Origin of the sequence: Serratia sp. JSRIV002 (assembly GCF_019968725.1) — a bacterium.
Taxonomy (GTDB): Bacteria; Pseudomonadota; Gammaproteobacteria; order Enterobacterales; family Enterobacteriaceae; genus Chania; species Chania fonticola_B.
Window position 1 is genome coordinate 1108979 of record NZ_CP074143.1, and the last position, 19244, is coordinate 1128222.

Here is a 19244-nt window from a genome sequence, read left to right on the forward strand (position 1 = left end):
CAAGGTAAGTAGGAATATATATGAAAAAGTTAGCAATCGCTGCATCCCTGATCGCTGTTTTCGGTACTGTTGGCCTGGCCCAGGCAGCTTCTACCGGTACCATCACTTTTAACGGTGAACTGACTGCCAATACCTGTGACGTTGTGGTTGATGGCCAGGGTGCGGACGCGACCGTCATTCTGCCAACCGTCGGCACCAACCAACTGCAAAACGCTGCTCGCACAGCAGGTGATACCGGCTTCGTGATGTCCCTGAGCAACTGTTCAGGGACCCTGGAGACTGCCTCCGCTTTCTTCCAGGCGGGTTCTTCTGTTGATACGGTGACTGGCCGCCTGTTTAACACAACCGGTACGGCTACCAACGTCAGCCTGCAATTGCTGGACGCTTCCAGCCCGACTCAGGCCGTGATCAAAGCCGGTAGCCAAGAGCAGACCACCGCGATGACTTATAAAGACGTTACCAGTGGTAGCACCACACTGCCGTACATCGTTCGCTACTACGCAGAGGCAGCAACCACTGCGGGTACCGTAGTCAGCAACGTTGTTTATTCTATTCAGTACCAGTAATGGACTGTGGGAGGGGTACGCCCCTCCCAATCTGTCAGTTCCCGGAGTTTATGATGAAATTACTCTCTACTAATGTGCTAAAAGTTGGCGTTGTTGCCGCCGCAGCCTTGTTCAGCGTCAGTAGCCTGGCCAGCGTGGTGATTAGTGGTACGCGGGTGATTTACCCCTCTGATGCCAAAGAAGTCAGCGTCAAAATCAGTAATGGCGGTCCATCACCGGTGTTGTTGCAAAGCTGGATCGATAACGGTGACGCCGACGCCAAACCGGCCGCGATCAAGGTGCCGTTTGTCCTGACGCCCCCGATGAACCGTGTGGAGCCGAGCAAGGGCCAGACGTTACGTATCAGCTACGCCGGTGGCTCGCTGCCGATGGATAAAGAATCGGTGTTCTGGCTGAACGTACTGGAAGTTCCGGCCAAAACCCAGGCTAAAGTGACCGAGAACCGCTTGCAGATGGCTTTCCGTTCGCGCATCAAGCTGTTCTATCGCCCTGCGGGTCTGCAAGGTAACGCCAATGAAGCGGCTAAAGCGCTAACCTGGAACAGCCAGGGTAACCGGGTACAGGCTAGCAACCCAACGCCGTATTATGTCTCGTTGGTCAACCTGTCGGTTAATGGCAAAAAACTTGACCATGCGATGGTGGCCCCCCGTAGCACCATGACATTGGACTTGGCGGGCAGTGCAGGTAGTAAGGTTACAGGGAGTTTCGTAAATGATTACGGTGCGGTTAATACTTTTGATGCAGTGATACAATAACGCCCCCGCTATATAAAACACTCCCGCATTAATCGGTTGACCGCTATTCAGGAATCAGTTCTTGAAGGGATATCTATGTCTAAATATTTTCAATATGGCCTGTGTAGCCAGTTATCGCCACTGGCCATAGCTATTTTATCAACTTTTTTTGCGGCTAACGTTAATGCTGAGAACGCGGTTTCTGCACCACAAGACATCGCCAAAAATCTTGAGTTCGATGCGTCATTCCTGAATGTGGATGATGAGAAGTCCGTTGACCTCAGTCGTTTTGCCAATGGCTCTTCGGGATTGCCTGGGATCTATAAAACGGCTTTATATGTTAATAATCAACCGATCAGCAATACTGACATTGAATTCAAAGCGCGGGCAGATAAAAGCGTTTATCCCTGCCTGACCCGCGAACTGATTAAAAACATTGCGTTTGATTACGCCAAGCTGCCAGCGGATTTTTTAACCTCGCTGGACAAAGGGGATGTCTGCTTCGATCTCCAAAGCAAGTTACCGGAAGCTCAGGTGAATTACGACAGTAATGAGCAACGTCTGGATATTGTGGTGCCGCAGGTTTACATGCTCAACACCGCCCGCGGCACCGTTAGCCCGGAGCTGTGGGACAGCGGCGTACCGGCACTCTTGATGGGCTACAACGTCAACGGCTACACCAGCGAATCGCACGGTAATACCTTCAATTCGCTGTTTGCTGGTGTGAACGCCGGGCTGAATGTCGGCGCCTGGTATCTCCGTCACAACGGGTCTTATACCCGGATGGACAACGGACCGAACCAGTACAACAACCTCAATACTTATTTGCAGCGCGATATTCCAGTACTCAAGGCGCGCGTGTTGATGGGCCAATCGAACACCACCGGGCAACTGTTCGATACGCTGCCGTTTACCGGTATTCAGTTAGCTACTGATGAGCGGATGTTGCCGGAGTCCCTGCGCGGTTATGCGCCGGATATCCGTGGCATTGCCCGTACCAACGCCCGCGTTACCGTACGCCAGGGCGGTCAGGTGTTGTATGAAACCACGGTCACCCCGGGCGAGTTCCTGATCAACGATCTGTACCCGACCGGCTACGGCGGGGATCTACAGGTCACTGTACGTGAGTCCGACGGTACCGAGCAGACTTTCAGCGTGCCTTATGCTTCGGTGGCCCAACTGCTGCGGCCTGGGTCATCACGGTATTCGATCACCGCAGGTGAAGTACGTAGCGATAACCTGCGTGAGAAGCCGGCGCTGTATCAGGGCACCTACCAGTTGGGGTTAACTAACGCCATCACCGGCTATGGTGGCCTGCAGGCCAGCCAGGATTACTACGCACTGCAGTTGGGTGCGGCGGTAGGCACGCCGATTGGTGCCTGGGCATTTGATGTTACCCAGGCGCGTACTCATTTGGGGAACGGCACCGATGCCAATGGCCGACATGAGTCGGGTAATAGCCTGAGTGGGCAAAGCTACAAGGTGAGCTACAGCAAGCTGATCAGCGAAACCAACAGCAATCTGTCGCTGGCAGCGTACCGCTTCTCAACCGATGGCTTTATGGACTTTATGACCGCGATGCAGACTCGTGACGCGGTAGCAGAAGGGTTCTCGCCGGAGTCGATCTCGCGAGCCAAAAATCGCCTGACGGTGACTGCGGGACAAGGTCTGCCGGAGAACTGGGGCCAGCTGTATATCAGCGGCTCCTTGCAGAATTACTGGAACAAAGACGGCAGCGAGAAGCAGTACCAGATAGGTTACAACAATCGCTACAAGGACCTGTCCTACGGCCTGAGCATTAACCGCAGCTTCTCCAGCCTGGGTACGGCGCAGACCAACTATCTGTTGAGCTTCAGCCTGCCGTTGGGGCGTAGCGACGAAACCCACACGCCACAGTTGCGGATGGACTTGTCCCATGACAGCAGCGGCCGTTATGGCCAGCAGGCTACGGTATCCGGCACCACAGGGCAGGATAACCAGTTCAGCTATGGCGTGACGGCGATGAATGCCAATCAGGGTATGGGTTCCAGCGGCTCGCTGAACGGTAACTACCGTAGCCCGGCCACGGCATTGAGCGGTACTTACAGCACGGGTAAAGGCTATCAAAGCGCCTCTGCCGGGATGAACGGTACGGTGATCGCCCACTCTGGCGGGGTGACCTTTACACCGTACACGTCGGACACCTTCGCGCTGGTGGAAGCCAAAGGTGCAGAGGGGGCTAAGGTTTCCTCATATCCCGGCGTGAGCATTGATTCACGAGGGTACGCGATAGTGCCTTACCTGAATCCGTACCAGATGAACGAGATCAGTCTCGATCCGAAAGGGACGTCGGCCGGTGTGGAATTGGATAACACCAGCCAGAAAGTGGCGCCATATTCCGGTGCGGTGGTGAAGGTGAAATATACTACTAAGCAGGGGACGCCAATTCTGGTGAACGCAACCTATCAAGGGGAGCCGGTACCGTTCGGGGCCGATATCTTTGATAGCAAAGGCAACAGCGTAGGCTCAGTGGGCCAGGGCGGGCAACTGTATGCGCGTGTGGCGCAAGACAAGGGCCAGTTGCAAGTGAAATGGGGCGAAGGTGGTGAGATGCAATGTACCGTCAGCTATATGCTGATGCCTATGGCCAAGGGCCAAGGGCCAAGAGCAGATACAACAATTCAATTCGCCTTGCACGACGATGGCCCCTGCCAGTTCCCTGCGGTCGAAACTGGCGAACAATGACAAGCTATCGGCTGTTAACGAGGGTTAACAGCCAGGCATGACAACTGTTTTCCTTTCTGGTAACGCCTGCCAGAAAGAGGGTTAATGAATGATGAAATTATCGATAAATAAAGTGTCGGGTCTGCTCGGCGGTATTTTGTTAAGTGTTATCAGCGCCAATAGTTGGGCTGTGGCGAATTGCTCGTTTGATGCTGGTGCAACCCAAACGGAAACGGTGCCGCTGAGCCCGCCGGTGATTTCTGCTGGGGTTGATATTCCCGTGGGGACCGTGCTTTATCAAGGCAGTTGGTTGATGAAAAACACCAAGATGGGCTGCCAGTGGGCACAGGCCGACGTGGGTAAATCATTTTGGTACAGTAGCTCAACGCTGATTAGCAATGCTCCGTTGCCTCTGAGCGGCTTGATGACCGGCCCGTTTGCGGGCGCAGTCTATCAAACGAATATTCCCGGGATTGGCGTGGCTATCTCACGTACTCCTGATGGCAGCCCGATAATACCTAATCGGCCAGCAGTGACCACCGATGTAGAGAACCCTATCAGGCAGGTTGGCAATGAGTTAGGTGGAGCGCTTAACTTTACCGGTTCAACACGTTATATCTCGCTAATTAAAACAGGGCCGATCACCCCCGGTAGCTTTACATTAAGCGGGGCAAATCTCCCGAGTATCAAGACTATGCTTGAACAACCGGTGAATAGCCATCCTGGCTCCGTCGCTGTCACCGGGCTGCCGTTTACTTTTTATAATATCAATTTCCAGGGGACTCTGACGGTCTCTACGCAAACTTGCACCACCCCGGTGGTTGCTGTTTACATGGGGGCTTATGAAATAGGCGAGTATTTTGGCCGAGTGGGAGCGGCCACTCCTTGGCTTGATGCGTCTATCAATCTGACCAACTGCCCGACATTTTACGGTTTTTATAATGCGACCAATACCACGAAACTGATGGATTACAACACGGGATTGGCGACGGTTTCCAATGCACTGAATAACAATATTGGTGTGAGATTAACCCCGACAACGTCGGTGATCGATGCTGCCAATGGGATTATGGCTATTGATTCGACGGTATCTGGCGCGGCTTCAGGCGTAGGCATCCAGATTGGCTGGGGGGAAAGTAGCCAGGCGCCGACGATGTTCAACTTTGCCGCGGAACAAACGGTGACACTGCCGAAAGATGGCAGCCGAACCATTCGCATCCCTTTGTCTGCCCGTTATATTCAAACGGCTGCGAACCCTACGCCGGGTCTGGCGAATGGCAAAGTGACGTTTACGATAAATTACTATTGAGCAACAAAAAATTTGCCTCTCGGATAAATAAAGACGGTTGACCCTAGTTAGTGCAGCCACCAATTCCAACTTTATTCTTTCTGTCATGGCCTACATAGATTATGAGAAAGAGGATATTACTCATGAAAAGATCGACAGATAAAGTATCAGGATTGTTGATGGGAATAGTGCTAGCGGTTATCTCTTGCCCAAGCTGGGCAACGTTTACCGCGACGCTGACAGGCGGCCAGCAAACCGTCATCGTTCCCTTGAGCCCACCGGTGATTTCGGCCGGTGTAGATGTGCCAGTGGGGACGGTAATATATCAGGCAAGCTTGACCATGAAAGATACCTATATTGAAGGGAAATGGGTTGCCTCCGATGTTGGAAAATATCTGTATTATGCGACATCATTGAGTTTAAAGACTACGCCAAAACCGCTCTCCGGCCTGACAACCGGACCTTATGCCAATGGAGTGTATGAAACCGGTATCCCAGGTATCGGTGTGGCGATTATCACCGGCGTGTCAAATAGAGCGATAACCCCCACCAAACTTTATGCTGAGGGGCAGAATTTATTAGACTCATCATTAGGTATTAGAATTACCCCTATCGGCGCAAGCTCACCGAGAAGTATTGTATTGGTTAAAACGGGCCCTCTGGTACCAGGAACCTACAGCATCAATGGTGCAAATTTCCCTACCACTCAGGAGGCGATTGACTATTCACCCACTAGCCACACTAATGCCGTAACGATCACTGGGTTACCATTGTATTATTGGATCTTCAGTTTTCAAGGCAGTATAACGGTATCAGCACAGACCTGTTCCACACCTGTTGTTGCTGTTTACTTGGGGAGTTACGATATAAATGAGTATTTTAGCACGGCGAATGCCGCCACTCCCTGGGTTGATGCATCAATTAACCTGACTAACTGTCCTCAATTCTACGGCTTTTATAATTCGACAAATGCGCCGCTATTAATGAATTACAATACCGGGAGCAGCACGACTACCACTTCGCTGAATAACAGCCTGGGTGTGCGCCTAACGCCAACAACCACGGTGCTGGATGCCACCAATGGCATTATGGCTATCGACTCAACGGTATCCGGAGCGGCCAGCGGCGTGGGCATCCAACTCGGCTGGGGGGAGAGTGCTCAAGCACCGACGCCGTTTAACTTCTCGGCAGAGCAGAGCATCACATTACCGAAAGACGGTAGCTCAACCGTTCGGATCCCCCTGGCTGCCCGCTATATTAAAACGGCTGCAACACCGACGCCGGGCAAGGCGAATGGCAAAGTGGTATTTACCATTAACTATTATTGAGTTGTGGCCCGTAGATAGCATAACTCATAACTATACGAACGTTCCACTCGCCATAGTTGGGCCTCGGTTTGCTGTGACAGCGATGAGATGGAGATGTGTTTTTATAAAGGAGCGCCATTACTATGCCTGGGAAAATTAATATCATTACTGATAACTATTATTTTTTTGTTGGGCTCAAGGCGTATTTGCATGCCGAGGGGCGAGTGATTAACCAAATGGCACTCAATGAACTGAAAAACACCAGTGCCAGTAGCTTTGGTAAAGAGGATGTGCTGGTGTTTTATATGTTGAATTCAATCAGTGAAATGTCGTTCTTGATTGCCGTTGCCAAATTCCCTGGGAAAATAATTTTTTTGCCAACCGCAATGAAAATAAAGTTCAATCTGAGTGTTGAGCGGCATATTGCCTTGGCAGAGGATGCTGATGTAGACGCGGTGTTTAATGAGTTAGTCAACATAGTCGGTGGGGAGCTTCCTGTTGCTACTTTTCTCCATGATAGCTTAACCCGCAGAGAGAAGGCCGTACTGCTGTCTATGATCGATGGTATGAATATGCAAGCCATCGGCCTCAGCTTACGTATCTCAACCAAAACCGTGTATACCCACCGGCGTAATGCTTTGCATAAATTGGGGGTGCGTAACCTGTTTCAGGCATGCCCAATAAAAACCAGCGTGCTCAATTCAGCCATTTTTGCCGGTTGAAACTCCGGCCAGCACCGATTGGGGACTGGCCGGGGTTAACCTAATTTATTTTGTTGGAGCCGGGCCGATATTGTCATCAATACGCTTGAGCATATAAGGGAAGAACGGGTTTGAGGACAGACGCATCAGTGAGTCCAGCCCGACCACCAGCACTGCCCGCTCGCCACGTGCGGCAAAGGTCCCCAGGCTGATACCGTACTGATTGCGTGGTTCCGGGTAACGTCCGTACAGGGAATCACTCAACGGGAACGGCAAGGCCACGTGCGACAGCGAGAAGATATCCGGCAAGTAGGTGATACCGAGCAGATCCGTGGTCTCTGCCGTTTGCCCTGCGACGATGGTACGAGCCTCAGTATCGGTAGTTTCTGGCGTTACGTTAGTGACTATGGTGGCCGTATAGTTACGCGGAGGCGGTGGTAGCAGCCGCGGCAGCGCGGTATAGGATGAGCTTCTGAGTAACGGCCCAAACGCCACCGCCTGGTTTAAATCAAATAACACCACCTCACTGCCGTTGGCTGGCAGGTGGTTATACAGGGCGGTGATTACCGCACGGGTGCTGACGGTAGAATCCATCACCGATTGGAACGTCAGGATCGGCGGCAATTCGCCCATTTTGCCGTTGCGTGAATCGGCGGCAATCTGCTTTTGCAATGCCTGGGTAAGCTGGAAGGACTGGCGTGCCGCATTTACCGGGAACGAATTGTATTTGAACGGGTTAAACTCCGGCACAATCCCCAACCAGGCCGCCTTGGCAAACGCCGGGAAGATGGCAGGCCAACCGGCAATACCGGCAAAACGAGCAAAGCTGGTGACGCCGATCATCGGCGAAATCAGCACTACACGCTGGGGTTTCGTCAGGCGGGGGTCATCCAACGCATCCAGCGTGTATTTCATCGCCAACGCGCCGCCGTTTGAGAAGCCTACGATATGCAGCGGTACGTCGTCACCCGCCAGGCGTTTGGCTTCACGGATCGCCAAACGGGTGGCCGCCATCCAATCCTGCCAGTCTACGTCGGTCAGTGCTCCTGGTACGGTGCCGTGCGCCGGTAAACGAATACCGACCGCCACATAACCATATTCACGGTAATTATCCGCGATATGCCGCAGGCTGTAAGGGGTATCGGTCAAACCATGTAACAGCACCACGGCGCCTTTCGGTTTGCCTTCCGGCATCATAATGTAGGAGCGGTTCCAGTCAGTAGGAAACTTTTCGGGATAGATTGGGCTGTCGGCATAGTAGCGGTTCAACGAGGTCTGCTGACTGCTGTCCAGCTTGTCGGTCACATTCTGGCGGACCTCTTTGAAAATGGCGTCCTCGGCAGTTAGATAATCCGCCCAACTGGCCTTATCGATCTCATCGGCGCGCATTTCATTTGGGACAAAGGTATGCCAAAGCTGTAACGATGGCCCACGCTGAGTATCATAAACTCGCATGCCCAGCGCTCCGACGATTAACACCACCAGCAGCAGGGCAATGCGTTTAATCCATTTGATAAACATCAGGTTTAACTCCGTTTTTTATTGTAATGGCCGAGCCGGAAAACTCGCTATTATCCCGCAAGGAGAGATCGTCCCTGGAGCCGGTATCGCAGTAGTAAGGAGCCATATTGCGGTCTGGCTCCTAAACCTTGAAGTAACCTATTCCTTTTAGCGTGGTGAGACGGTGGTGGTGGTGCCATTGGTCACCAGTGCAACGCGTTGCCCTGTATGGAACTGGGTTGAGCCCTGTGCCTGAACGACCACGATATTCACGCCATCATCTCGGCGCACTTCCAGTTCCACCCCGGCGCTGCGATTCATGGCACTTTGGATACCTGAGCCAGCGGCTGCGCCCCCGACGGCACCCGCTGCGGTTGCCAGATTGCGTCCGGAGCCACCACCTACCGTGTTACCCAGGAAGCCACCGACTACGGCCCCGCCAATAGCCCCAGCGGCGTTGGTGCCATCACCCCCCTGGATGGTGACCGGCCGCACGGACACCAGCGTGCCATAAGTGACGAAGTTGGCCTGCCTGGCCTGTGCTGCAGTAAAGGTATCGCCGGAAGCGGTGCGATTAGCGTTACATCCGCTGAGAACGGCGGCAGCAAGAGCGACAACAATGATGGTTTTATTCATAAGAAAACTCCGGGCAAGTTAAGTGCGCAAAGAGACAGTCGCTGTCTCATGCAAATAAGTATGGCAGGAACTTGATTTTATTCAGGCGGTACGAAAAAAAATTATAATCGGGCGTAAGAATAAGGATTAAGCGTTTTAGTGTGTTGTTTTACGTCAATTAACCAAGAATATTCTCATTAATCAGTGTTGTTAATTGTTCAGCAGGGGATAAATGTATCGCGGGGGTGACAGCCTGAACGATCCGGGAAGGGGGAAGAATTGACGGGAGAAACCAGAACAGATCTGGTGTTCTCCCGATGTTATCTGAGGATAACGTTAAGGCTTAACGACAGCCACGTCCGCCGTGCATCCCCGCTCCACCCATCCCGTGGCTCATCATCGGTACGCCAGCCTTGGCCAGATCGGTATCGAGCGCCACACGCTGTTGGTACAGGTTATCACGCAATGCGGTGATTTCTTTGCTCACGGCCAAGACCTTCTGCTCATCCAAAGGCTTGCTGGTCAGCAATGCCTGATATTCGTATTGCTTGGACATCAGTTGTTGGCGCAGATCGGCGGTTTTCAACTGGAATTCATCAAAGGCTTTCTGGCTGACGGCTTGCTGTTCAGGCGTCAAGTTCGCGCGGTTACCGTGCTGATAACCCATCCCCTGATGAGTTCCCTGTGCATTGGTCATGTTTGCGCGGTTGCCATTTTGCGCCAGCGCGGTAGTGCTAACACCGGCCAGCAGGGCAACGGAGATAATGGCGGCGAAGGTGGTTTTAGTTAGCGTCATGATTGATTTCCTTTGGTTGAGGGTTCATGGATTCCATTTCTTTAGTTGCAACCGTCGTGCCAGCTTCAGGCTGGCATGGGAATTGTATAGATACAGGATTGCCGTTAGGGCTTGGCTATCTCAGCCAACGGGCGCCAGCCAAGGAACTCCAGTATGCAGCGCGTTAAGTTTATGACAGTAATAAAAATAACTGATGGTGGAGGATGGCCGTTTGCTGGTCGCCATCCAGAGATAAAGTGGGTTATTTTTACTCGCCATACTGATAGTGTGGGTAATAATTACCCGCACGCTGGCGTGCCGGTTGCAGAGGAAGCCCATGGAATTTAAAACCAAATCGACGCTCTTACCTGCCTGGATTGCGATCGCCGCGGTCGCGTTACTGCTTGGCATTATCATCACGCTGGCCATTAAAGATCTGCAGCGTGGGCGTGAGGTGGAGATCCAGACGCTACGAGAAAAAAGCGCGGTGTTGATGAGTTCGTTTGAATCCGGTGCTCGTACCGGTATGGGCATGCGCTGGCGTCACGATCAGCGTCAAACCCTGTTGGAGGAGATGGCCTATCAGCCGAACGTGCTGTACATCGCCATTACCGATCGCTCTGGCCGCATTCTGGCGCACAGCGATCCGCAACGTGTTGGCCAGCAGCTGTATAGCCCGCAACAGATGGCTGAGCTGAAGATTTCCAGCGATGCACAGTGGCATATGACGACCTTTGATGAGCCGCAGGCTCAGCAGCAGAATGCTTTTGAAGCCTACCGTTGGTTTAAGCCGCTTAAGCGCGGTAGCGGCCACTCCGGCCATATGATGAACCGATCGCGTATGCAGGAGGCTGCCGAGCCTCAGGATGATGAGCAGGCCGTCATTTTTGCGGCGTTAGACACTGTCGCGCTGGATGCCGCCCAGGCAAAGGATATGCGCAACACCTCCATTTTGCTGTCCATCCTGCTGTTGCTGGCGTTAGCCAGTTTATTGGCGCTGTTCTGGGGGCGGCGTTATCAACGTTCCAGCCAACAGTTGCAGGACTCAAGGGCCTTCTCCAGCGAAATTATCAGTAACTTGCCGATGGGCTTGATCACCACCAATGATCAGCACCAGATCCGGGTGGTTAACCATGCGGCAGAAGTGATGCTGGGTTGTAGTGCCGCCGAGCTGTTTGGCCAGCCTAGCCATCAGGCGCTGCCAGCCGAATGGCAGCAACTGGCGCAGAAAAGTAGCCACGGCCAGCCTATTATCGAACAGGATATTGACCATCGTCTGGCTGGTGGGCAGAGCCTGCCGTTGAGCATCAGCGTGGCGAATATTGTTAATCACAGCGGCCATTTTCTGGGCAACGTGTTTATCTTCCGCGATATGCGGGAGATTCGCCAACTGCAAGCGGAGATCCGCCGCAAAGAAAAGCTGGCGGCTATCGGCGATTTAGCGGCTGGCGTGGCCCACGAAATCCGCAACCCGCTTTCCTCCATCAAAGGCTTCGCCAAGTATTTTGCCGACCGCTCGCCTGCGGGTAGTGAACAGCATGAACTGGCCAAGGTGATGGCGAAAGAGGTCGATCGTCTCAACCGGGTGATCACCGAGTTACTGGCGTTGGTGCGCCCTGCCGATCTGCGTTTGCAGCGGGTGGCGATTAACGAGGTGATCGAGCATTCGCTGCACCTGATCCGTCAGGATGCTGAGAGTAACAATATCGCCCTCCGTTCCCGCTGTGATGAAGCATTGCCGCTGGTGGAGATCGACCCCGATCGCCTCACTCAGGTGTTGTTGAATCTGTATCTCAATGCCATCCAGGCGATTGGCTCGGATGGCGTACTCGAGGTTGACGTTGAAGCGACCAAGGAGGGGGCGATGCGCATTACCGTCAGCGACTCGGGGGCTGGTATCCCACCTGACGACCTGGGAAAAATCTTTAACCCTTACTTCACCACCAAGGCGGCGGGCACCGGCCTGGGGCTGACCATGGTGCAGAAAGTGATCGAGGAGCACCAGGGGACGATCGCTGTCACCAGCGGCCAACCAGCGGGCACTTGCTTTACAATGGTGATCCCGCTCAGGCACAACAATCAACAAGGGGAGGCTCATGCAGACGTCTAATGCACATATTTTGCTGGTTGAGGACGATCTCAGCCACTGCACTATCCTCGAGGCTCTGATAAACGGCTGGGGCTACCGGGTCAGCGTGGCGCATAACGGCCGACAAGCGTTGGAACAGGTCAGGGCACAGCCGTTCGATCTGATCCTGAGCGACGTGCGGATGGCGGAAATGGACGGCATCGCGGCGCTGAAGGCCATCAAAAGCTATAACCCGGCGATCCCGATCCTGATCATGACCGCCTACTCCAACGTGGAGTCTGCCGTGGAAGCGATAAAGGCGGGGGCTTATGACTATCTGACCAAGCCTCTCGATTTCGATACGTTGCAGCTCACATTGGCACGCGCGCTGGAGCATACCTCGTTAAAGAGCGAGAACCAGGATCTGAAGCAGCGTTTGCGGTTCGATCAGCAAAATTTTATTGGCCGCAGTGAACCGATGCGCAAGCTGCTGGAAATGATCGCCATGATCGCCCCTTCCGAAGCGACGGTGTTGATCAGCGGCGAATCCGGCACCGGCAAGGAGCTGATAGCCCGGGCCGTACACGCCAACAGCCTGCGCAAGGAGCGGCCATTGGTGAGCATTAACTGCGCCGCCTTGAGCGAATCTCTGCTGGAGTCGGAGCTGTTCGGTCATGAGAAAGGGGCATTTACCGGTGCCGATAAACGCCGGGAAGGGCGATTTATGGAGGCTGACCAGGGTACGCTGTTCCTGGACGAGATTGGAGAAGTCTCGCCGCTGATGCAGGCAAAATTACTGCGGGCGATCCAGGAGAGGGAGATCCAGCGGGTGGGCAGTAATCAGACCCTGTCGGTGGATGTCCGTCTGATCGCAGCGACTAACCGGGATCTGTTGGCGGACGTGGAGGCTGGCAGGTTCCGCCAGGATCTCTACTATCGGCTGAACGTGGTGACGGTGGACAGCCCGCCGCTGAGGGCGCGCAGCGAAGATATTCCCCTGTTGGCAATGCATTTTCTGGCCAAATTTGCCGAGCGTAACCGTAAGCCGGTTAAAGGATTCACCCCGCTGGCGATGGATATGCTGCTGAAATACCCCTGGCCGGGCAACGTGCGTGAGCTGGAGAACAGCGTTGAGCGCGGGGTGATCCTGCTGAGTGGGGACTTTATCAGTGAAAAAGAGCTGCCGCTGAGTATCAGCCAGTGCGTCGATGTGCAGCCGGATCGCCAATGTGGCCAAGCGATCCAGCCGTTGGAGCAGGTCGAGAAACAGGCGATTTTGGCGGCGCTGGAACAAACCGCCGGTAACAAGACCGAGGCGGCCAAACAGCTCGGCATTACCCGTAAAACGCTGTTGGCCAAGTTACAGAAGTCGCTTCTGGACCCCTCACCCTAACCCTCTCCCTGTACAGACCGGGGACATCATGAACACTTGTTCGGGGACATGGTAGACACTTACAACATAGGTATGAGTACTTCTGAGTGGAGTTGCTTATGCCGTGGGATGAGAGATCTGCCATGTCATTACGTACCGAGTTTGTGCTTTTCGCCTCGCAAGAAGGCGCTAATATCCGTGCGCTATGCCGTCAGTTCGGCATAGCGCCTGCTACCGCATACAAGTGGTTACATCGCTGGCACTCTGATGGGCGCGCCGGTCTGAACGAACGTTCTCGAGTGCCACACCATTCTCCTTCCAGAACACCCGATATCGTTGTCCAATACCTCCGCGCTGCACACCAGGCCCATCCGATGTGGGGCGCACGCAAGCTCAAGCGGTGGCTCGAGATGCAGGGGCATACGTTACCGGCCGCCAGCACCGTGCATAACCTCATGCGCCACCATGACCTGCTACCGGGCGGTCCGTCACCAGCGCCCACCGTCGGACGCTTTGAACATGACGCCCCGAACCGACTCTGGCAGATGGACTTTAAAGGCCACTTCCCCTTCGCCGAAGGGCGTTGTCATCCGCTGACCTTGCTGGATGACCATTCGCGCTTCTCGCTCTGTCTGGCGCACTGCCCAGACGAACGACGAGTCACCGTGCAGTCTCAGTTGATAGCGGTGTTCGAACGTTATGGCTTGCCGGAGAGAATGACCATGGATAACGGGGCACCCTGGGGCGACACGACGGGCAGTTGGACCGCGCTGGAACTGTGGCTGATGCGTCAGGGTATCCGGGTGGGTCACTCTCGGCCTTATCATCCTCAGACTCAGGGTAAGCTGGAGCGCTTCCACCGCAGCCTGAAGGCAGAGCTCCTGCAGGGACGGTGGTTTACCCATGCCGCGCAGTTGCAGGAGGTGTTCGACGCCTGGCGAGATACCTACAACCTGGAACGCCCACACGAAGCGCTGTCAATGGCGGTACCGGCGTCCCATTATCAGCCTTCATCGCGACAGTACAATGGCAATCCGGCGGCAGCCGAGTATGACGAGGGGGTCTTGGTCAGGAAAGTGGATATCAGTGGAAAACTGAGCCTGAAAGGGATGAGCCTGAAAGTGGGCAAGGCCTTTATCGGTGAATATGTCGGGCTGAAGGCAAGTGAGAGAGAGGGCTACTACGAGGTATGGTGGTACAGCACGAAAGTGGGGATGATCGACCTGAGAAATAGGTCGATCATCATGGGTAAAGGATGTTAAAAAGTGTTCACCATGTCCTTGAACACCTGTCTACCATGTCCCCGGTCTGTACACTCCCACAGGGAGAGGGAACCGATCGAGCCACCACTTAATTATAGTAAATTGTCTTTACATCAATTGTTTACAGACTAACTCCTGTGCTGACGACAACGCAGTGTCAATTGGGAATGGGAGTAAGCGTGCTACAAATTAACTATCAAATAGTTACAGAATAACTTTGCACCCTGCCACGCGCTCCGTTCAGCTCCCTCTCCCTGTGGGAGAGGGTTGGGGTGAGGGGTCAGTCTCCGCCCGCAGTTCAGTCACCCGCTGCTGCAAATCAGGCCACGGTTTCTGCTTGGTAAAGTCCTGCCGTAGATAGTTCAGCAGCGCGGCGATTTGCTCGTCGTTGAGGTTATAACGGAACGCAGGCATATAGCCTAACTCGCCTTTGGCCGGCTGCTGGATACCGGAAAGCACCACGCGGATGGCATTATCCGGGCTGCTGCTATACAGGTTGCTGTTCAGGGCCAGGGAAGGGCGTACGCCCTGCATCTGCGCGCCTTTCTCCTGAGAGTGGCAAGCCATACAGGCACCGGAGAAAATCCGTGATCCCTGTGAAGTCAGCGGTTCTACCGTTTGCTCCGCCAACCGGTTTATCTCTGCGGCCTTACCCGGGAGGCTTTCATCCTGAGGATGGAAAGAGCGTAAATAGGTGGCAATCGCCTGCAAATCCTCTGGCGGCAACTGAGAAAGGCCTTCCTCGATCACCGGTGCCATCGGCCCAGCAGCCACACCGTGGTTAGCGGAGTAGCCGGTTTGCATAAAGGTCAGCAGATCCTGCTGGCTCCAGGCCAGCGGTAACTGAGCGTTGGCGGTCAGGGCCGGAGCGGTCCAGCCCTCTGCGACACCACCGCTCAAATGTTTACTGCCCCCTTGCTCCCCAAACAGGAAGTTTCGTGGCGAATGGCAGGCGCTGCAATGGCCCAGTCCCTCCGTCAGATAGGCCCCCCGGTTCCACTCTTTACTCTGGCTGGCGTCTGGCTGCATGGCACCGGGCGTCAGATAGAGCCAGTTCCAGGTCACGATCCCCTGACGGATATTGAACGGGAAATGTAATGAGGTTTTCGGCGGCTGGTAGTGCACCGCTGGCTGCGTCATCAGGTAGGCGTACAGTGCCTTGAGATCTTCGTCGCTGGTGCGGGTAAATGCGGTATAGGGGAATGCCGGGTAGAGGTAATTGCCCTGGCGATCGACCCCGTGGCGCATGGCGCGCTCAAAGGCGGGATAGGACCATCCGCCAATCCCCGTTTCCAGGTCGGGCGTAATATTGCTGGTATAGATGGTACCGAACGGGATTTCCATTGCCAGCCCGCCGGTATTGCGTTCGCCACCGGGGCGCGTGTGGCAAACCGCACAATCACCAACGGCGGCCAGACGCTCACCTTCTTCAATCTGCGCCTGGCTGAAGGTATGGGTATCCAGGCGATCGATTTGCACCATTTCTGGCTGCCAGGTGGCAATCGCCCCCACGGCAACGATGATGGCAACGGCCAGCGCGCCCAGCCCGGCGATTTTTTTTATCTTGTGCATAATGTGTTACCCGTTTGCATGGCTGGAAGAGGTGGCGGTAGCTAAAGCCTTCAGGATCCGTTCCGGGGTGAAGGGGACTTCGCGCAGCCTGACGCCCAGCGCATCAAATAACGCATTGGCGATGGCGGCAGCGCTCGGTACGGAGGCGGATTCCCCTGCTCCCATCGGCGGTTCATGCGGGTTATCCAGTAGTTGGATATCCACCTCTGGCAGTTCGTCAAACCGTAGTAGGGGATAACCGCCCCAATCCAGTGAGGTCACACCGCTGCTGTCAAAAGTGACAAACTCTTTCAGGACCCGGCTGGCCGACTGGATGATGTTGCCATGCACCTGATGGCGCACCCCGGCCGGATTGACGATTTGCCCGCAGTCGTGGGCCACGTAGATCTTGTTCAGTGTGATCTGCCCGTTGCGGCGATTAACGCTGAGATCGCAGACCCAGGCTGCCCAGGCGGCACCAAACCCGGGGAATTTGCTGTGGAAGTAACGGGCATAGGCGAAACCTCGACCATTGACCTCCTCTTGATCCTCGACCACCGGATTATGATGGGCGGGGCCATCCTGCCAGTTGGCCTGTTTTTTCAGCGCGTGGATCAACGTAATGGCGCGCGGATCGGTTAAATATTGCAGCCGATAGGCGATCGGATCCTGTTTGGCGAGGTAGGCCAACTCGTCGATCCAGCTTTCATGGGCAAACACGTTCGGCAGCGCCGACACGCCACGCATCCAGGAAGCCCGCACGATGGGCGCTGCATCTTCCGCAATCACCCGCATATGCGGATATTCATATTGCGGCACGGCGGTACGGTCCCCCATCTGCTGTACGTCTGGCCGATTGGCAACCATGCCGGTTAATACCAGCGGCAGGGTGACGGCATTGTTGGAGGGATAGCTGGTTCTCAGCTCGTAGGCGGCGACCTGATGATTGGCATCCAGCCCGCCACGAACGCGGATCAATTGCCCGGTACCTTTTGGTTCCCAACCCGCTTCCTGCTCGCGCATCAACTGCACCCGCACTGGCTTGCCGGTGGCATGTGACAGTAAGGCCGCATCTGCAGAAACGTCGTCGGCACAGTTACGTCCATAGCAGCCGGAAGCTTCCATGCGGTTGATATGCACCTGCTCCGGCTCACGGCCAAGCAATTTGGCAATGTCTTTGCGCAGGTCGTGGGGGTTTTGCGTACCGGACCAGATTTCCACCTGATGCGCATTTACCTCGGCCACGGCACAGGAAGGGCCGATAGAGGCATGCAAATGATAAGGCCAGACGTAGTCGGCATTGACCTGCGTTGCGACTGCGGCAAGGGCGTCGGTGGTGCCAGGATCGTCGCGCAGAATTCGCTCGGCTTTCGGCATGGCTTCCAGCGTCGCGTGCAGCTTATCCAAAGACAGATCCGGTAACCCGGCCCAGGGTTGCCATTGCACCTTTAGTTGGCGCATGGCTGCGATCGCCTGCTCCTCACGCTCGGCGACGATGCCGATAAAGTCATTGATGACCACCAGTTTGACAATACCGGGCAGGTGGGCGATGGATCCCCGATCGACGGAAATCATCGCTTTTCCCAATGGTGCACTGCTGTCTGCTCCGGCATAAGGCGGGCGCACTACCCGCCCATGTAACATGCCTGGTAGGCGCATATCGTGCACATAGGTCAGTTGGCCGCGAACCTTGGCTGGAATATCGACGCGTGCCACCGGTTTGCCCACATACTGGCCGCTTTGCGGGCTTTTCAGCACCACATTGCTGTCCAGCGGCAGATGCAGATCCTGCCCACGCGCCAGTTCGGCGTAGCTCAGGCGGGCTGAGGGGGCATCTGGGGCAAACACGAAGCCATTGGCGGTTGTCAGCTGTGTGGCCGGGCGCTTGAAGGCAATAGCGGCCAGTTCCACCAGCAATTGTCGCACCTGCGCAGCCGCCTGACGCAGGGGAACCGAGGTTACCTGAATGGTGGCGCTGGCGATGGTTGGGCCTTGATCGGGCGTGCGATTGGTATCGCCCAGGATCAGCGTGACATCGTCGAAAGCCACGTCCAGTTCATCGGCGACAATCTGTGCCAGTGAGGTGCGTATGCCGGTGCCGAGATCGACGTGGCCGTTAAACGCGGTCACTTTGCCATCGGCACTGAGGGCAATAAAGCTGCTGATACGGTCCAGGGGGATCGCTTTACCAGTGGCTGCAGGGCTGCTCGCCAGCGCGTTGAAGGGTAACAGACTGCTGACCATCACTACGCCACCCGCCTGCAGTAGGCGGCGACGGGTTATTTGCATCTCCATCATTGGGCACCGCGCTCGGCCAGAAGCCGCTTGGCCTGTTGCGCCGCAGCCAGAATTTCCAGATGGGTACCGCAACGGCACAGGTTGAAGGCTAATTCGTTTTTGATCTGTTGCTCGCTGGCTTGGGGATCGCGTTCAAACAGCGCCACCAGCGTCATAATCATGCCGTTGGTGCAGTAGCCACACTGTGCGGCCTGTTCATCGATAAAGCCCTGTTGCACCGGGTGTAAATGGCCTTCATGGCTTAGCCCTTCCAGCGTGGTGACCGCTTTCCCCTGGGCAGCAGACAACGGGGTGGAACAAGAACGGGTCGCAACGCCGTCGATCAGTACGGTACAGGCGCCGCATTCGCCCAGGCCACAGCCATACTTGGGGCCGTTGAGTTGTAGATCGTTGCGTAGGACATACAGCAGGGGAGTCTCTGGTGGGATGTTGCTCAGTGCGACCAAACGGCCATTAACCTTAATTTCCATGTAAAACCCTATCCTTGATGAGTTTAATTTTTTG

15 protein-coding genes and 1 pseudogene are annotated in these 19244 nt (G+C 54.9%); 10 read left to right on the forward strand and 6 right to left on the reverse strand.

Going from position 1 to position 19244, the window contains the following annotated elements; translation table 11 throughout:
* The first annotated feature begins 20 nt into the window (after positions 1 to 20).
* From KGP26_RS05125 to KGP26_RS05150, 6 genes and pseudogenes are all read left to right on the forward strand, one after another.
* Positions 21 to 566 carry a fimbrial protein gene (locus tag KGP26_RS05125; protein WP_059199865.1) on the forward strand — a complete coding sequence of 182 codons (546 nt, stop codon included), beginning with the start codon at positions 21 to 23 and terminating at the stop codon, positions 564 to 566.
* A gap of 53 nt (positions 567 to 619) precedes the next feature.
* Complete coding sequence (locus KGP26_RS05130) at positions 620 to 1321, forward strand: fimbria/pilus periplasmic chaperone (RefSeq protein WP_223665624.1); 702 nt, start codon at positions 620 to 622, stop codon at positions 1319 to 1321.
* Positions 1322 to 1396: 75 nt separating this feature from the next.
* Positions 1397 to 4052: pseudogene (locus KGP26_RS05135) on the forward strand (fimbria/pilus outer membrane usher protein).
* A gap of 60 nt (positions 4053 to 4112) precedes the next feature.
* Positions 4113 to 5312, forward strand: coding sequence for a fimbrial protein (locus tag KGP26_RS05140; RefSeq protein WP_223498933.1), 1200 nt, complete (start codon positions 4113 to 4115; stop codon positions 5310 to 5312).
* Positions 5313 to 5434: 122 nt separating this feature from the next.
* Positions 5435 to 6619, forward strand: coding sequence for a fimbrial protein (locus KGP26_RS05145; protein WP_209528810.1), 1185 nt, complete (start codon positions 5435 to 5437; stop codon positions 6617 to 6619).
* A 122-nt stretch (positions 6620 to 6741) separates the two neighbouring features.
* On the forward strand, positions 6742 to 7320 hold the full coding sequence (locus tag KGP26_RS05150) for a helix-turn-helix transcriptional regulator (protein ID WP_223665112.1): 579 nt from the start codon (positions 6742 to 6744) through the stop codon (positions 7318 to 7320).
* 45 nt (positions 7321 to 7365) lie between these two features.
* On the opposite strand, the gene KGP26_RS05155 is transcribed toward KGP26_RS05150, so the two are convergent.
* The 3 genes from KGP26_RS05155 to KGP26_RS05165 all read right to left on the reverse strand — a co-directional run bounded on the left by KGP26_RS05155 (position 7366) and on the right by KGP26_RS05165 (position 10210).
* Entirely contained in the window at positions 7366 to 8820 is a 1455-nt protein-coding gene (locus tag KGP26_RS05155; RefSeq protein WP_209524117.1) for a carboxylesterase, read from the reverse strand.
* Between the two features lie 147 nt (positions 8821 to 8967).
* Positions 8968 to 9435: a glycine zipper 2TM domain-containing protein gene (locus KGP26_RS05160; RefSeq protein WP_115160345.1), complete on the reverse strand. Its 468-nt coding sequence runs from the start codon at positions 9433 to 9435 to the stop codon at positions 8968 to 8970.
* Positions 9436 to 9757: 322 nt separating this feature from the next.
* Complete coding sequence (locus tag KGP26_RS05165) at positions 9758 to 10210, reverse strand: periplasmic heavy metal sensor (protein WP_115160344.1); 453 nt, start codon at positions 10208 to 10210, stop codon at positions 9758 to 9760.
* Positions 10211 to 10363: 153 nt separating this feature from the next.
* Between KGP26_RS05165 and KGP26_RS05170 the strand changes: the two genes are divergently transcribed.
* From KGP26_RS05170 to KGP26_RS05185, 4 genes are all read left to right on the forward strand, one after another.
* A complete protein-coding gene (locus KGP26_RS05170; protein WP_181817575.1) occupies positions 10364 to 10537 on the forward strand; it encodes a hypothetical protein in 174 nt (57 codons plus the stop codon).
* Positions 10527 to 12299 carry an ATP-binding protein gene (locus KGP26_RS05175; protein ID WP_115160343.1) on the forward strand — a complete coding sequence of 591 codons (1773 nt, stop codon included), beginning with the start codon at positions 10527 to 10529 and terminating at the stop codon, positions 12297 to 12299. Before KGP26_RS05170 ends, KGP26_RS05175 begins: the two co-directional genes overlap by 11 nt.
* Complete coding sequence (locus KGP26_RS05180) at positions 12286 to 13650, forward strand: sigma 54-interacting transcriptional regulator (protein WP_223665113.1); 1365 nt, start codon at positions 12286 to 12288, stop codon at positions 13648 to 13650. Before KGP26_RS05175 ends, KGP26_RS05180 begins: the two co-directional genes overlap by 14 nt.
* An 86-nt stretch (positions 13651 to 13736) precedes the next feature.
* Complete coding sequence (locus KGP26_RS05185; RefSeq protein ID WP_223664977.1) at positions 13737 to 14891, forward strand: IS481 family transposase; 1155 nt, start codon at positions 13737 to 13739, stop codon at positions 14889 to 14891.
* 240 nt (positions 14892 to 15131) lie between these two features.
* Here the strand turns inward: KGP26_RS05185 and KGP26_RS05190 are convergent, their stop codons facing one another.
* Genes KGP26_RS05190 through KGP26_RS05200 form a run of 3 tightly spaced genes read right to left on the reverse strand, consistent with a single transcriptional unit; the run spans position 15132 to position 19210 of the window.
* Entirely contained in the window at positions 15132 to 16463 is a 1332-nt protein-coding gene (locus KGP26_RS05190; protein WP_223665114.1) for a cytochrome c, read from the reverse strand.
* A 6-nt stretch (positions 16464 to 16469) separates the two neighbouring features.
* Positions 16470 to 18740, reverse strand: coding sequence for a molybdopterin cofactor-binding domain-containing protein (locus KGP26_RS05195; RefSeq protein ID WP_209524123.1), 2271 nt, complete (start codon positions 18738 to 18740; stop codon positions 16470 to 16472).
* Positions 18737 to 19210 carry a (2Fe-2S)-binding protein gene (locus KGP26_RS05200; RefSeq protein ID WP_021179470.1) on the reverse strand — a complete coding sequence of 158 codons (474 nt, stop codon included), beginning with the start codon at positions 19208 to 19210 and terminating at the stop codon, positions 18737 to 18739. Before KGP26_RS05200 ends, KGP26_RS05195 begins: the two co-directional genes overlap by 4 nt.
* Between the last annotated feature and the right edge of the window lie 34 nt (positions 19211 to 19244).

What these genes read in the sequence shown, in the direction of transcription:
- KGP26_RS05145 (WP_209528810.1), top strand. Translation starts at nt 5,435, where the DNA reads ATGAAAAGATCGACAGATAAAGTATCAGGATTGTTGATGGGAATAGTG.
- KGP26_RS05195 (WP_209524123.1), bottom strand. Translation starts at nt 18,740, where the DNA reads ATGATGGAGATGCAAATAACCCGTCGCCGCCTACTGCAGGCGGGTGGC.
- KGP26_RS05175 (WP_115160343.1), top strand. Translation starts at nt 10,527, where the DNA reads ATGGAATTTAAAACCAAATCGACGCTCTTACCTGCCTGGATTGCGATC.
- KGP26_RS05150 (WP_223665112.1), top strand. Translation starts at nt 6,742, where the DNA reads ATGCCTGGGAAAATTAATATCATTACTGATAACTATTATTTTTTTGTT.
- KGP26_RS05190 (WP_223665114.1), bottom strand. Translation starts at nt 16,463, where the DNA reads ATGCACAAGATAAAAAAAATCGCCGGGCTGGGCGCGCTGGCCGTTGCC.
- KGP26_RS05160 (WP_115160345.1), bottom strand. Translation starts at nt 9,435, where the DNA reads ATGAATAAAACCATCATTGTTGTCGCTCTTGCTGCCGCCGTTCTCAGC.
- KGP26_RS05165 (WP_115160344.1), bottom strand. Translation starts at nt 10,210, where the DNA reads ATGACGCTAACTAAAACCACCTTCGCCGCCATTATCTCCGTTGCCCTG.
- KGP26_RS05155 (WP_209524117.1), bottom strand. Translation starts at nt 8,820, where the DNA reads ATGTTTATCAAATGGATTAAACGCATTGCCCTGCTGCTGGTGGTGTTA.
- KGP26_RS05170 (WP_181817575.1), top strand. Translation starts at nt 10,364, where the DNA reads ATGCAGCGCGTTAAGTTTATGACAGTAATAAAAATAACTGATGGTGGA.
- KGP26_RS05130 (WP_223665624.1), top strand. Translation starts at nt 620, where the DNA reads ATGAAATTACTCTCTACTAATGTGCTAAAAGTTGGCGTTGTTGCCGCC.
- KGP26_RS05200 (WP_021179470.1), bottom strand. Translation starts at nt 19,210, where the DNA reads ATGGAAATTAAGGTTAATGGCCGTTTGGTCGCACTGAGCAACATCCCA.
- KGP26_RS05140 (WP_223498933.1), top strand. Translation starts at nt 4,113, where the DNA reads ATGATGAAATTATCGATAAATAAAGTGTCGGGTCTGCTCGGCGGTATT.
- KGP26_RS05180 (WP_223665113.1), top strand. Translation starts at nt 12,286, where the DNA reads ATGCAGACGTCTAATGCACATATTTTGCTGGTTGAGGACGATCTCAGC.
- KGP26_RS05125 (WP_059199865.1), top strand. Translation starts at nt 21, where the DNA reads ATGAAAAAGTTAGCAATCGCTGCATCCCTGATCGCTGTTTTCGGTACT.